Annotated in this window: 14 protein-coding genes; 7 read left to right on the top strand and 7 right to left on the bottom strand. The window is 63.0% G+C overall.

The window, feature by feature from the left end:
- Window positions 1-490: 490 nt before the first annotated feature.
- A complete protein-coding gene (locus tag LQ954_RS15750) occupies window positions 491-1054 on the bottom strand; it encodes a recombinase family protein (RefSeq protein WP_231024014.1) in 564 nt (187 codons plus the stop codon).
- Window positions 1055-1709: 655 nt separating this feature from the next.
- Here LQ954_RS15750 and LQ954_RS15755 point away from each other — a divergent pair.
- Both LQ954_RS15755 and LQ954_RS15760 read left to right on the top strand, forming a co-directional pair.
- A complete protein-coding gene (locus LQ954_RS15755) occupies window positions 1710-2402 on the top strand; it encodes a hypothetical protein (protein WP_231024016.1) in 693 nt (230 codons plus the stop codon).
- 133 nt (window positions 2403-2535) lie between these two features.
- The gene (locus tag LQ954_RS15760; protein WP_231024017.1) at window positions 2536-3036 is read left to right on the top strand and encodes a hypothetical protein; all 501 of its coding nucleotides are present in this window, start codon (window positions 2536-2538) and stop codon (window positions 3034-3036) included.
- Between the two features lie 327 nt (window positions 3037-3363).
- Here the strand turns inward: LQ954_RS15760 and LQ954_RS15765 are convergent, their stop codons facing one another.
- The gene (locus LQ954_RS15765; protein WP_231024018.1) at window positions 3364-3627 is read right to left on the bottom strand and encodes a hypothetical protein; all 264 of its coding nucleotides are present in this window, start codon (window positions 3625-3627) and stop codon (window positions 3364-3366) included.
- Between the two features lie 293 nt (window positions 3628-3920).
- Here LQ954_RS15765 and LQ954_RS15770 point away from each other — a divergent pair, with 293 nt between their 5' ends.
- A complete protein-coding gene (locus LQ954_RS15770; RefSeq protein WP_231024021.1) occupies window positions 3921-4931 on the top strand; it encodes a tyrosine-type recombinase/integrase in 1011 nt (336 codons plus the stop codon).
- A gap of 60 nt (window positions 4932-4991) precedes the next feature.
- Here LQ954_RS15770 and LQ954_RS15775 read toward each other — a convergent pair whose 3' ends face one another.
- The 3 genes from LQ954_RS15775 to LQ954_RS15785 all read right to left on the bottom strand — a co-directional run bounded on the left by LQ954_RS15775 (window position 4992) and on the right by LQ954_RS15785 (window position 6627).
- Window positions 4992-6041, bottom strand: coding sequence for a hypothetical protein (locus LQ954_RS15775; protein ID WP_231024022.1), 1050 nt, complete (start codon window positions 6039-6041; stop codon window positions 4992-4994).
- Between the two features lie 95 nt (window positions 6042-6136).
- Window positions 6137-6304, bottom strand: a complete 168-nt coding sequence (locus LQ954_RS15780; protein ID WP_231024023.1) for a hypothetical protein — start codon at window positions 6302-6304, stop codon at window positions 6137-6139.
- Window positions 6305-6441: 137 nt separating this feature from the next.
- Window positions 6442-6627 carry a hypothetical protein gene (locus LQ954_RS15785; RefSeq protein WP_231024024.1) on the bottom strand — a complete coding sequence of 62 codons (186 nt, stop codon included), beginning with the start codon at window positions 6625-6627 and terminating at the stop codon, window positions 6442-6444.
- Between the two features lie 287 nt (window positions 6628-6914).
- Between LQ954_RS15785 and LQ954_RS15790 the strand changes: the two genes are divergently transcribed.
- Together LQ954_RS15790 and LQ954_RS15795 are read left to right on the top strand one after the other, a co-directional pair.
- Entirely contained in the window at window positions 6915-7952 is a 1038-nt protein-coding gene (locus LQ954_RS15790) for a replication initiator protein A (RefSeq protein ID WP_231024025.1), read from the top strand.
- A gap of 462 nt (window positions 7953-8414) precedes the next feature.
- Window positions 8415-9317 carry a helix-turn-helix domain-containing protein gene (locus LQ954_RS15795; protein ID WP_231024026.1) on the top strand — a complete coding sequence of 301 codons (903 nt, stop codon included), beginning with the start codon at window positions 8415-8417 and terminating at the stop codon, window positions 9315-9317.
- Window positions 9318-9517: 200 nt separating this feature from the next.
- Here the strand turns inward: LQ954_RS15795 and LQ954_RS15800 are convergent, their stop codons facing one another.
- Window positions 9518-10381 (bottom strand): acyl-CoA thioesterase, encoded by an 864-nt coding sequence (locus tag LQ954_RS15800; RefSeq protein ID WP_231024027.1) that lies wholly within the window; start codon window positions 10379-10381, stop codon window positions 9518-9520.
- A gap of 263 nt (window positions 10382-10644) precedes the next feature.
- Between LQ954_RS15800 and LQ954_RS15805 the strand changes: the two genes are divergently transcribed.
- Both LQ954_RS15805 and LQ954_RS15810 read left to right on the top strand, forming a co-directional pair.
- Entirely contained in the window at window positions 10645-11049 is a 405-nt protein-coding gene (locus LQ954_RS15805) for an RcnB family protein (protein ID WP_231024028.1), read from the top strand.
- 440 nt (window positions 11050-11489) lie between these two features.
- Window positions 11490-11765 (top strand): hypothetical protein, encoded by a 276-nt coding sequence (locus LQ954_RS15810; RefSeq protein ID WP_231024029.1) that lies wholly within the window; start codon window positions 11490-11492, stop codon window positions 11763-11765.
- A 671-nt stretch (window positions 11766-12436) separates the two neighbouring features.
- Here LQ954_RS15810 and LQ954_RS15815 read toward each other — a convergent pair.
- The gene (locus LQ954_RS15815) at window positions 12437-12985 is read right to left on the bottom strand and encodes a hypothetical protein (protein WP_231024030.1); all 549 of its coding nucleotides are present in this window, start codon (window positions 12983-12985) and stop codon (window positions 12437-12439) included.
- Window positions 12986-13201: the final 216 nt, after the last annotated feature.

A 13201-nucleotide genomic window follows, 5' to 3' on the forward strand; every position in this document is an offset into this window, starting at 1 on the left:
GGGCGTGATCCATTCAGCCCCCAGCAGAGGATATGGGCCGTAGAACAGGTCACCGAGTGCACGCCGGTGATGCGCGTTCATCCACCGCCGACGCCGATGTTCGGGAGCGTCGTGGATCATGTGGCAGCGCTGGCACAACGCCGCCAGCTGGTGGAGCGTGCTGTCGCTGGGATCATGGTTGAGGTGCGCGCAGGCCAGCACCACTGGCGTCCAAGCACCTTGCAACAGGATGTTCTCCGTGGGCCGCCGTACGCGCCGGCCTTGGCCGTTACGCCAGCAACGCCGCTTCCGGTCCCACCACCGTCCATCCCGCAGATGGAATACCTTTTGCCCATGGGGGCGTCCGCAATGTTCGCAGCAGCCCCCTGCCCGCACGAAACGCACATGGTACGAGAGCTGCGGCCAGTCGATCGGATACAGGTATCTGTGTTCGGGACGGATCGGCATCAGGCCTCCCCTTCCAGTGCGACGGATTTGCGAACGCCGTGCATCATGCAATAGTCGCCGCTGCGGTCAGCGCGCGATAAAGCGTAGCATGGTGGCATTTGAGCAGCTTGGCGGCTTCGCGCACCGATGTGCCCTCGCTCACCAACCGCTCACCTAGCGCAACCTGCTCAGGGGTAAGCTTGGGGGGACGGCCGAAGCGCACTCCTCGCGCCTTGGCCGCTACCCGCCCGCTGCTGGTGCGCTGATGGATCAACTCGCGCTCAAACTCGGCGATGCCGGCAAACACGGTCAGCACCATGCGACCTGCTGGCGAGGTCGTATCCGCCCAAGGCTCCGCCAATGAACGCAGGCCGGCGCCAGCATCTTCCAGCTTTTCGGCAATGTCGAGAAGGTCGCGGGTGGAGCGCGCCAGTCGGTCGAGCCGGGTCACCACCACCGTGTCATCGTCGCGCAGCTGCTCGATCATCTTTGCCAGTTCGAGCCGGTCGCGGCGTGCGCCCGAGACCTTCTCCTCGAAGATCCGCTTGCATCCAGCGTCCTTTAGCGCGGCACGTTGCAGCCGAAGGTCTTGGTCATCGGTGGACACACGGGCGTAGCCAATCAGCATGTCGCAAAATTGTATCAGAATGGAAGAGTTCTGCAACCGATTTTTGCGACACGTGCGTAGGAGAGAACGAGAGCGTCGCAGCTGCTGTCGCGAAACTTAGCACTTTCGCGACAAGATTGTGGCCGCTTACGACCAGGCCCAGTCGCTCACGTCAGCCAACAGAAACTTCTGCTCCGGACAAAGCTGTGATCGGTCGTTCCGAAGCGGACTGTTAATAAGCGCCAAACACCCGTCGTTCGCGCATGAGCTACAGGTTCCTATAAGCGGACCGTCCGCATTTTAGCTTCACACTGTCATTAAAGGGTCGCGTCGGCGAAGAGGACGCCGCCAACCTTGCTTCCGAACGGTCGTGGCATCGCTTTCAGACAAGCTAATTCTGTGGCTGATCACGCCTTCTCCCCTTCTCCCGCCATTGGATGGTAGCTCCTGCTCAAATGCAGGTTTGAAGATATCATTGGTGATTTGGGGAGTTGGACAATGTCTGAGCTCCAAGAAACACTCAACTTCGGTAGATCGCTCTTGCGATGTTGGAAATCATGTGTTCCCATTATGTTCCGCTCTCGTGTTGAGACGGGTTGCTCAGTGGAGAGTTGCAAATCTGCTTGTCAGACCAGCTCATTCCTCCGCGCACCAAATCATTACAGAGGATCGCATTATGGCAGACGGAGATATCGTCGTTATCGCTAACCCGCAGTCGCCCCCGGCGACAGAGATACCTGTTCCTAATCCCGGCCCCGGCGACCCTGCGACCGCTGCCGTAAGGCAGAACGCTCAGTTCATTCAGCAGGTTCTGAAGAGTGAAAGCGATGTAACTGGCGACGACATCGTTGTTGTTGGTAAGCGGTTTATTGACACTGCGCTCAAATTAGCCACTGCAACAACATTTGTGAGAAACTCCGGAATTTCAGTTCCCTGCCTAGGTGATAACATCTACCTGCGTGGACCAATGCTGGCGTTGCGCTTCAACCTAACGAACAAGACGTTCGGACCTGGTCGGGCGGGAGCCAATTATGCCTCAGGGGGAAGTACGAGCCCGGTGGACATCAACGCCGCAGATTTCAAGAGTTACATGGCCTACGGTGAAGGCGGGGCAGGCTACCTGATCACTCATGAAATGGCGCATACCTTCAAGTCTATGCGCGACTTCAACGCTGCTAAGTTCTCAGAATTTCGAAGTGGCGCTGGTGCAGGGCTAAGTCTTGACGAGGCGAAGGCCGCATTTGCCAACACCCCGGGCTTCATCGAGGTGGAAGCAAGAGCCAACACGATCGCGCGGGCGATCTACAACAAGCTATCGGACGGCAAGGATTACGGTTTCACGCCAACAAACGGTTACGGTACCTGCTAATGCTGCTTTGCTAAACCGACCAATGCTGACGCCAATCGACCTGTCGCGGCTGACCCGGTAGGCGTCAAACCTAAAGCGTCCGCCGCACGTGTTGCGGCGGACATTATATGCTATGTTTTCATAACGCAAATTGTTGGATGAGAAGGCCGAGTCCATGAAAGTTAGAATTTTAGTCGCATTGGTGGCCTTCTCACTATTGCCGCGGGCCGGTGGAGCGCAAGTTCCCCCTCCGCCATCGCTTCCTGGCCAAGATGCGCTGGCCGAGCGGCTGGTGGGCGCAATAGAAGCTAAGAATGTGCCGGCCTATGCGGCACTTCTTTCGGATGGCCTCCGGGTTTTTGAGGATGGAAAAGAAGTCGCAGGCAGTAAGACCGAGTGGCTTACCACCTATGGCCCTAAGCTCGCGGCCGAAGGAGTCTTTTTCAAAGTCGGCCCCGCTTTTTCATCGTCGGGTCGACTTCTGTTTGTCGAATATGTCAACTCGACTGCAAGCTGGGGCGGGCGCATACCTGCTCACTGCTGCTGGTCACACGATGCCGTTGCCTATGATCTGGTAGATGGGAAGATCACCGTGATTAGGCGTTTGAAGGGTGGGGATAAAGCAATTAGGCAGCAAGGTGAGTCGGTACCTTGAAGTAGGCGACATTCTATCATGTCGTGGCCATCCTCAGCGCACGCGAGAACTTCGAGCGCATGTGCATGCCCGCTTCAAAACGAAGGCTGCAGCAGGGGTCGAGTTATCGAGATCGTTGTAGACGAGGTGGCCTTACACGCTCAGTTTGCTCAGCGACGATGCCGTATCGGGAAGCAACCGGGTTTTCGCATCCGCCTCAACTAAGAGGAAGGACCGCTCCCGACCAAGCTGACCAACGGAGATCCCGTATTCGAAGTGGAAGTTGTCTCGGACGACCGCGGTCGCTGTATCGGTCCGGCGCCCCTTTGCAGGAGCGCCGGAGACAGCTTAGTTGCTGTCGGAATCGTTGTCGTCGGCGCCGTCAACGATGGCATAGATGATACCGCCGGCCAGCAGGGCGCCCAGTGCGATTGCGATGCCGCTGCCGCCTGCTGCCTTGTTGGCGCCGGTCGTCGGAGCGGACGCGCGGGTCGAGTTGCCGAGCGACAGGCTGGAGGCAGCGCTGGTAGGCGCAGCGGGGGCTGCCGACGCAGCCACGGGGGCGGCGACCATGGCAGTTGCGGCAGCAGCTGTCAGAAACTTGGTGATCATGTATGTCCTCCTCATCAGGCGCACGGCATCCTTCGCCATCAAGCGAAACGCGCAGGGCATCAACCACGTACTGCTGAGTTGGTTGCATGGTCGGGGCTGACCCTCCGGCTGGCGCCAAGCAGGTCGGCGCGCCTGCCGGGTCCTGCGCGGCTCTCTCGGGACCGCTGCCATTATGTCGGCACGTCGACACATGCACAGATCGACATATCCGAACCCGAACCTACTGGGTTAATTGCTCCTGTTATTGATCCGGGGGGATTCACGTGCCGTTCCGCCCTGCTAGGATCGCTATCATGCCCGCGAGCCTTTCTCCCGCCGCGTCCCTTGGCGCACGCTCCCCCGCCCCCTCGCTTCTTCCGGGCCTGGCGCTCCCGCCGATCGTGGTGGCGACGGGGCCGGAGGCGCAGCGCCACTTCCTGGAGTTTTTCGCCGCCACGATCCGCAATCCGCACACCCGCCGCGCTTATGCCCGCGGCGTGGCCGATTTCCTCGGCTGGTGCGCCCAGCGCGGGGGCACCACCCTTCCCCAGATCCAGCCGCTGCATGTCGCTGCCTGGATCGAGGAGCTCGGCCGCCATGTCTCGGTGCCGACGGTGAAGCAGCGGCTCGCCGGGATCCGCCATCTGTTCGACTGGCTGGTGCGCGCGCAGGTGGTGGCGCAGAACCCGGCCGTGTCGGTGCGTGGCCCGGCGTATAGCGTGCGGCGCGGCAAGACGCCGGTGCTCGATCCTGCCGAGGCGCGCCAGCTGATCGACGCGATCGACGTGTCCACCCCCATCGGGCTGCGCGACCGCGCGCTGATCGGCCTCATGGTCTATTCCTTTGCGCGGATCGGCGCGGCGCTGGCCATGCGGGTGGACGATGTCTTTGTGCAGAACCGGCGTCTGTGGGTGCGGCTGCATGAGAAGGGCGGCAAGCGGCACGAAATGCCCTGCCACCATAATCTCGAAGACTATCTCCACGCCTATATCGATGGCTGCGGGCTGGCGGGGGATCGCCCCGCTGACCGGCGCGCGCCGCTGTTCCGCACCATCGGGCGCGGCACCGGGCAGCTCAGCCAGACCCCCCTGCCCCAGGCCAGCGCCTATCAGATGGTGCGCCGGCGCGCGGCCGCGGCGGGGATCGACACGGCGATCGGCAACCATTCGTTCCGTGCGACCGGGATCACCGCTTATCTGAAGAATGGCGGTACGTTGGAACGCGCCGCGGCGATGGCCAACCACGCCTCCACCCGCACGACGCAGCTTTATGACCGTCGTTCGGACGACGTGACGCTGGACGAGGTGGAGCGCGTCATGATCTGACGTGTCGGTGTGTCGACATGTCTCCGTTTCGACAATCCTTGCGTCGTATGGGCGTGATGATCAGTTCGGATCCAGGCTCGGCGATCCGCCAAGCACGCCATCCAATGCCTCGGCCAGCTTTCCGGCAGCCGTCTGCCAGTTCACCGGGGGCCCGTCGGACACCTGATATCCGCTATAATCATCGTCGAAGAGCGAGGGGCGTTCGGGGAAATACAGCGCGCGGATCGTCTCGGCCTGATCGGCATAATACCCGTTGAAATGCCGTGCCTTGTCCGGTGCGATCGGGATCGGTCCGCTGCTCTTGCGAAGGCCGGCGATGATGTGGGCCCGGATGGCCGACGCGTTCGGCAGGTTGCGGTTTTCCAGCAAGCGGTTGATCAGCGCCAGCGCGCGCAGATCGTCGAAATCGAGCGACGCATTCGCGTCCCGCCGCTCGTCGAGCGTGGGCAGGCCGAAGCGCGCCGCGAAATCGGGCAGGATCGAGCCGCCGGCAAGCTCGCTGCGTTCAAAGATCGCGACATGCATCCGTGTGGGCCCGAACACCGCCGCCCAGCGCGCCAGCATGCCGGCATAATCGAGATAGGAGGTGCCCCGGAAATGCTGGAACGGCGCCAGACTGGCGAGGCCGTTCTGGACGAAGGTGGAATAGGCGCTGAGCGCCATGCGATCCCAGCGGCGCAGATAGACGCAGATGCGGATGTCGTCGAAATGCCGGTCCAGCACAGCCTTCAGCTGGCGAATGCAGGGCGCATGGTTCAGCCGTGACGAGGCGTGTTCGGACGAAAGGATGAACGTGGCATCGGGATGGGCGGCGACCTCGCGGGCCAGTTCCGCGTCGATCCGGGCATCGAAGGCCGGGCGGTTTTCATCGGCACGCCGGCCGGCAAGCGCCGGCAGATCCGCCTCGTCCCCGCGTGTCTTGGCCCGCGCGACCAGTGCGGCATGTGCGTTCCCCGCGCCAAGCAGCGGATAGCGAAAGCCACCCTGCGTCAGCGCGTCGGTCGAGCGGGCGAGCGCCTGTTGCAGCGTCGTGGTGCCGGTCTTTTCCATGCCGATGTGCAGGATCGCCGTTCGTCGGCGCACCCCCGGCGCGGGCCCGGGATCATCCATGGAAGTAACGCAACATGATGCGCGGTATCTTCCGGTGCCTCGCGCCCGCATCAAGCATTATCGACGGATCGGGCGTGATCGGCGTAGAATTCGTCCTACAGCGGCCACTCGCGGGCGCGCACCCGCGCCGCCAGTTCGGGTCTGATCGCCGTATTGCGCAACTCCGGTGCAGTGCGGCTGACATTGACGGGCGCGGTGTCGCGCAGGTCGTGGCGGGCGGCGGTTGTATGGCGCAGCCCGGGGGCAAGCAGTCCATCAATCACCGCGCACGGCCATCCGGCAGCGCCAGCACCAGGAACCGGGAAGAACAAATCGCGCCAGCGCTATAGCGCGGCTGCAGGGGCGGTGGGGCCTGCTAAAAAGCAGGGGGTACGCCGGGGCGATCTACGCCGGATGATCCCTAGTGGACCGGTTTCGCCGGCAGGACAGTTTCAGCTGCCTGCGCTTCGGCCATCGGCTGATAGGACCAGCCGTCGAACACGAACGCCCGATGCCTGGCATGCGGGGCGTGCTCGGCGCGCGGCTGATCGCCGGTGCGCCGATCTTGCCCATCGAAGACCGGATCGAACTCAGTATTGATACGCATGTACACCTCCCCGCGACGGGAGGCCGTAACAGGCGATCGTCCAGAATGTTCCTGCCAATTCGGTAGTAATCCCGCGAGCTGACCAGCGCTTGCGGTGAAATGCGGACGGCAACATTCCAGACCCCGACATGTCGACATATCGACCCGTCGAGTGGCTTTCGCGGCATCGAATTCCCAGCGCCCAATTCATACTCGAAAGCACGAATCCAACAGCGCTTCATCGCCCCTTCCCACGGGCGCGCGGCTTTTCCTCCCCAAAGTTCGTGCTTTCGAGTAGGAAATCCAACATGCCTATCAAGCCCGCCGGCAAGGCCGCGAAGCCGCCCGCCCCCTCCTCGGCCAAGTCCCCCGTTAAAGCTGCCGCCAAGGCCCCTGCTCGCCGTCGCGACGGGTCGCAGCGCGATCTGTTCCAGCTCGACAGCCCGCTGACCGGCGAGATCCGCGGCGAACGTTCGCTGATGGCCTTTCCCTTCTTCGCGCTGGCGAAAAGCGCGTGGATGAAGCCGCTGACCTATCATCACGGCCCGGTCTCGATCGAGGTGCGCCCGTCCGCCAATGGCGTCGCGACGATCTACGACAAGGAAATCGTGCTCTATATCGCCAGCCTGATGGCGGCGAAGCTCGAGGCGGGCGAGCAGGTCGAGCAGGATTTCGTCTTCACCGCGCACGATCTGTTCTCGGTCACCGGGTCGAACCACTCGGCCCGCTCCTATCAGCGGCTGTCCGAGGCGCTCGAGCGGCTGCAGGGCACGCAGATCAAGACCAATATCGAGGCTGGCGGCGAAGGCGAGGAAGGCTTCTTCTCGTGGCTGTCCGAAGCGCGGCTGCACTATTCCAAGACGCGCACTGGCGAAAAGCGGCTGAAGGCCGTGAAAGTCCGGCTGTGCGACTGGCTGTACCGGGCGATCCTGCGCGATCGCCAGGTGCTCGATTATGCCGCGGCCTATTTCCAGCTCGGGCCGATCGAGCGGCGCATCTACGAAGTCGCGCGCGCCGCCAGCCCCGATACGCTGGATGGCGAGCGGCTGGAGATCGATCTCGCCACCTTCCGGCTGCAGATCGGCTATCAGAACCCGCTCGCCAATTTCCGCGCCGCGCTGAAGCAGATCGCGGGGACGGACATCATCCCCGATTACGATCTCGCGCTGGTCGAGGGCGAGGTCCCGGCCGAGAACACCGGCGGGCGCGGGCGCAAGGCGGCGCCGGTCAGCGTCGTCATCACGCGCCGGGCGCCGGCATCCGTAGATCAGGGCGCATCTGTCGATCAGGGCGCATCTGGTGATCGGGCCGCGCTTTCCGATCAGGCCGCGGACGAGGTGGCCTGACGTTCCGCCCTGCAACGCGAATCAGTGTTCGAATCGCGCACTGACACGGCAAAGACCCGCATTAATTGATACTCGAAAGCACGAAGTATTGCCGTAATTCATACTCGAAAGCACGAATGCGCGTGCCAATAGATACTCGAAAGCACGAACTTTTTCAGCATTTCATACTCGAAAGCACGAACTGTAACGTCTTCCGATGATGGAATTAACCTGCGAGAATATCGCGGAACGCCGGCATGGGGCCGGCGCGAAGCAAGCAGGTGGCCGTGACCTCATAAAGGAAAGCCCGGCACGAAGGCCGGGCATCCCAGGAGTTTGATGGAGCGACGTCGCCAAACGTCGACCCGGAGCAAAACCAACTGCTCCCTCCAGATACCCCGGAACCCTCCCCGGTTCAAGGATGCGCGTTTCGCGCCACGCCCTCTTTTTGTCTGTGTCCCGGCCCCTTGAGGGGGAAGGAAGATGACGGCGTTTACCCTGGGGGAAGCGACGGCGCTGGCGCTTGGCCGCGTCCCGCCGCCTGGTCGCGCGCCCGGCATGGCGGCCCTGCGCGTGCGCCCGCCGGCACGCAGCGGGGCGCCGCACCCGACCGGCGCGCCGATCCGCCGCGACAGTATCGAGGCGGGCACCTTCGAGGAGCATTTCTTCGCCGTCCCCGCCAAGGGCGAGCCCGATCGCCTGCTGCGCCTGGCGCGCGCCGCGCTTGATGCCGGGCGCCGGCTGAAGCGCGCGGTTCGCATGGAGGGCCGCATCCTCTCCCCCGCCGAAGCCGCGCTCGCCGGCCTCACCGCCGGCGCGGTGCGCGTTTATGAGGAGATCTGCACCCTCGCCCGCCTGAACCGGGGCCGCGTCTTCCCCAGCTATGACCGGCTGGCCGAGGCGACCGCGCTCGGCCGCGCGACCGTGGCCCGGGCGCTGCGCGCGCTCGAGCTCGCCGGCTTCCTCATCCGCCAGCGCCGTTTCAAGCGTGTCGCGCGTGAGGAAGGCGCAGGCGACGCCCCGCGCTACGCCCAGACCTCCAACGCCTATCGCCCGCTGTTGCCCGCACGCCTGCTCCCGCACCTGCCGCGCTGGCTCTCCCCTGCCCCGCTCCCCGTCGATGTCGAGCAGCGCACGGCCGAACGCACCGCGGAGGTCGCCGCGATGCACGACAGCCTCTCCTGCCGCGAGCTCGCCCAGACACTGGTCGGCGGATCGCTCGGCCGCGTCCTTGCCAAGCTCGGCGCTCACATCGATCGCCGCGAAACAATCACTAGCTGCGAGTCTCAAAACCAGCCTCAACCGCTACTGGATTCTATCTGTTCAAGGGAAAGCAGCGTCGGCCTGGTCGGCCGACACGTCGGGCCTGACGGCCAGACACGCTGAACCCGCACCTGACCCACCACCCGAACCTCAAACGACACAGCCGGAAGCGCCGGCTTACGCCGACGCAATGCTCCCTAGGGGGACCAAGCGGTTTCCGGCGTGGCCCCTCGCCGGCCAGCGCTCAACGGCCAGTGTCGATGCGTCGGTCTGTCGTCATGTCGACGTGTCGGCAGATCGATGTAGACCGGTCCTGGGTGGCCCTACCCCCGTGGCCGCGTCACCAGGCAATGCCCGCTGCCTGTCGCCAGCGCGCGCCCGTCGCGGCTCCAGATCCGCACCCGCCCGCTGATCAGCCCGTTGCCCGACACATCGCTGTCCGCATCGCTTAGCAGCCAGTCCCCCGCCGGCCCGCTGCCATGGAAATAGACGGTGAGGTCGAGCGACGGCGCCAGATAATCCGCGTTTTCCTGAAGCCGGTGCCAATGCCCGGGCCAGATGCCCAGGTCGATCAGCAGCGCGGTACGCATTGCATCGAGGAACGGGTCGCCTGCCGCCTCGTCGCCCGCTGCCCCGCCGGGCTCCCCCTCCCCCGCCCCCGGCCAGTCGCGAAAACGCAGCCAGCGCCGCTGGCTCGGCACCGGCGCCGGCGGGTCCTCGGCCAGCCGGAAATGCACCGGCCGCCCGTCCAGATTGCCCCAGAAACGGTTCCACGCGATGCCGCGCTCGGCCAGCAGCTCGTCCTGACCGCGCAGCGCCTCCGGTGCCGGCACGTCGGGCATCACCGGCGTCACCGGCAGCGAGGCTTCGCTGCGCTTCGTCGTCCAGATCTGCGCCAGGAACACCGGCCGTCCCTCCTGCGCCAGCGTCACGAGATACAGCGCGGAGCCCCCCTCCTTCACCGCCTCGACGGCGACGTCGATTGCGCCCGGCTTCGCTACCCGCACGAACTGGCCCATGAGCGACGCCGGCCGATGGCCCTCCGCCGCGCGTTCCCGCACCGCACGCAGCGCGATCGCCGCGATATAGCCGCCCGCCGGGCCCCAGATGTCCCACGCCGGATCAAGCATCGCGCGATACCCGTCCCCGCTCGGCGCCAGCGCCGTCGCTGCCATCAACCCGGGCATGCATTCCCCCCTTTGTTGTCGCCACTTCATGAGTGAGATCCGCCGGATCGCCAAGCACCGGAACGCGCCGACCAGCCGACAGGTCGAGATGTCGACACATCGACGTGTCGCAAGGCCTGTTTGTCGTACCCTGCTCCGGCGCAGGCCGTCCGGGCGCTGGCACAGTTTGCGACCATTTGGGTGGCGGCCCGACACATGCCGGCGACAGCTGACCCCCATTTTGCCTTCAACGCCGATCACCATCGGCACGAAGGAGTTTGAGCATGAACCGCTTCCTGATCGCCGCCCTCGCCACCACGATGGTCGCCACGCCCACGCTCGCCGCGGCGCAGCCCTATCGCGGCCCGGCCCACAATTCGGCGCCCACGGTGGTGCAGCAGCGCGGCCATGGCCCGGTGGTCGTCCAGCAGCGCGGGCACGGCCCGGTCGTGGTGAAGCAGAACACGCGTTATCGCGCGCCGACGGTCCAGTATCGCAGCAACTGGCGCAAGGGCGACCGGTTCGACAGCCGCCAGGCCCGCAACTACCGCCAGATCGACTATCGCCAGTATCGCGGCCTCAAGGCCCCGCCGCGCGGCTATCACTACGTCCAGTCGGGCAATGACGCGGTGCTGGTCGGCATCACCAGCGGCATCGTCGCCGCGGTCTTCGCCAGCCTGATCCGCTGAGCCCCCACCCGGGTGGCGGAGGAACCCCCTTCCGTCACCCGGGACCAACCCCCAAGCGTCACCCGGGCCCCACGCCGGGGTGACGCCTCTTCCGGTCATCCGCGACGCCGGAAACAGCGCCGCAAACCGGCGTGACGACGAACAGGCGAGGGCTGCCAAAAAGCCTCCCCGCCTCCATCTCGATCTCACTTCATCGGTTGACATGTCGGACTGTCGACAGGGCGGGCAGCACCTCGTCAGAAAACCGCTACCCGGCGCGCCACGACGCGGATATCTCCGGAAATCATCGTCAAGCGACTGTATCTAAGAGAAAACCAGCGAGCTTGAGTTTGCCCACTATGCCTCATGTTGCAGGAATGTCTGCGATTGGGAGGGAAGCGGACATTTGAGGCATTCGCAGATACTGAACGATATTAACCTTCCGCTGCTATAATCGCGGGATGAACGATGGGGAACGACTGGGTTATCGCTGGGCGCAATGGGCTCATGCCCACCCCAAATCGGCGAAGATAATCGCTGCGAGCATCATGCTCTGCTTCGGTGCCTTGATGGCGATGCTTTCGTGGAATTACGTGACCGACAAGCCCGCAAAGGCAATCCCGAGATACATAGCCATCGGGGTCGGCGTGTGCATCCTCATGCTGATCGGCTATCCGAAGAAGATCGGTAAGGGTCATACGCTCAAGGACGGCTCGGAGAACCAAGACCCTCTCTGATGTCCGCAAGCGGGCGTGAGCGGAATGGCGGCTTTCTGGATCGACAGCGCCGATGCGGACCGGCCGAGACTGGGAGGGAAGCGGACATTCGAAGCGCACTGCCAGTCAGCGTGAGACTGACTAATCGAACCGTCTAAACTGTACCCGCTGAACCACACCATCTTTCCTGCGCCGTATGAAGGTCTCGGTACGGCTTTCTAATACTTCGAAACACGAGCGCTTCGGCTTGGTTAGTATGCAGACTCGATCATCGAACACCGAATAAGGCGCGCGCGTAGACCAAGGCTCCGCGCCGAGAAACCTATACTCTCCATCCGCCTTGAATACTACAGCGGCTCCTGGCCTACCAGAAGTAGACACGTAGATCATAGCTTGACCAACAATCTTAGCCTGTAGACTGGCACCTTTGATCTGCCGCAACGATGATGAGTCGGGTTGCGGCTCTACCGAAATAAAGCCAAATACCAACAGCAAATGGAGGATCATGACCGGCGCCGCCGCAACGTGATGAGCGATGAGTTAGCCGAAACTACACCTTTGTGTGACGTTCGCAATTGGGCGTGAGCGGAATGGCGGCTTTCTGGATCGCCAGCGCCGATGCGGAACGGCCGAGACTGGAGGAAACCCGCCGTTTCCTTGTAGCGCACGATTGTTGACTCGCTTCGGTGAGTCTAGTGCCGCAGCGCTCGCAGTACGGACCTTGCCTCTGTAGCAAGATCGTTGCCGTCTTTCAGTTTCTCGTGATGAAACGTGACCTGCCAAAGCGCGCCCGCTTCTACGATGGAGAAACCGCATGACTTAAACAAACCAACTTTGATAGAGTGCTCGTTGCAGATCACGTCTCCCCATGTCATCTTTTTCAGAACGGCCTCCCCCTTTTTACTTCCCCACAAAATCCATCTGACAATTACACGGTTCGGCATCGAGGCTATAGCATGTAATCTGACGTACTTCGAATGATCTAGTTTATTAAACCGTGGATCATACTCGAACGAAAAACTGCGCTTGGTCAATCGACCTTGCTGCATGTTTGTAGAAAATCGAACATATCCCGCATCTACAGAGACTGGTTTGACCACAGAGGAGTCTTCCGGGATCGCGTAGGTCGAAGACCCGATTGTAACCAAGTTACCTTCGCGGGCTACGCCGCCAGCGATTATGAAGGCGATTACCAACCCCGCTGAAAGCAGCAGGCTCCAAGGGCGATCACGAAGCCGCATCAATCATCCTAGTCGAAGCCATCCAGTTACTGATCACCAAGCCCTAAAATCACGTGTGTATGACGGTAGCGCTATGTCCGCTTTTGGGCGCTTCCTGCCGGTCCACTTCTGGGCGGGACAGCGGGATAGCGGACATCTACTTGTCGGCCTGTCGACACATCGACAGGCAGGATAGTCCCTGCCCGACACCCGACACCCGACACCCGACACCCGACA

The sequence above is a fragment of the Sphingomonas sp. IC-11 genome, from assembly GCF_021043365.1.
Taxonomy (GTDB): domain Bacteria; phylum Pseudomonadota; class Alphaproteobacteria; order Sphingomonadales; family Sphingomonadaceae; genus Sphingomonas.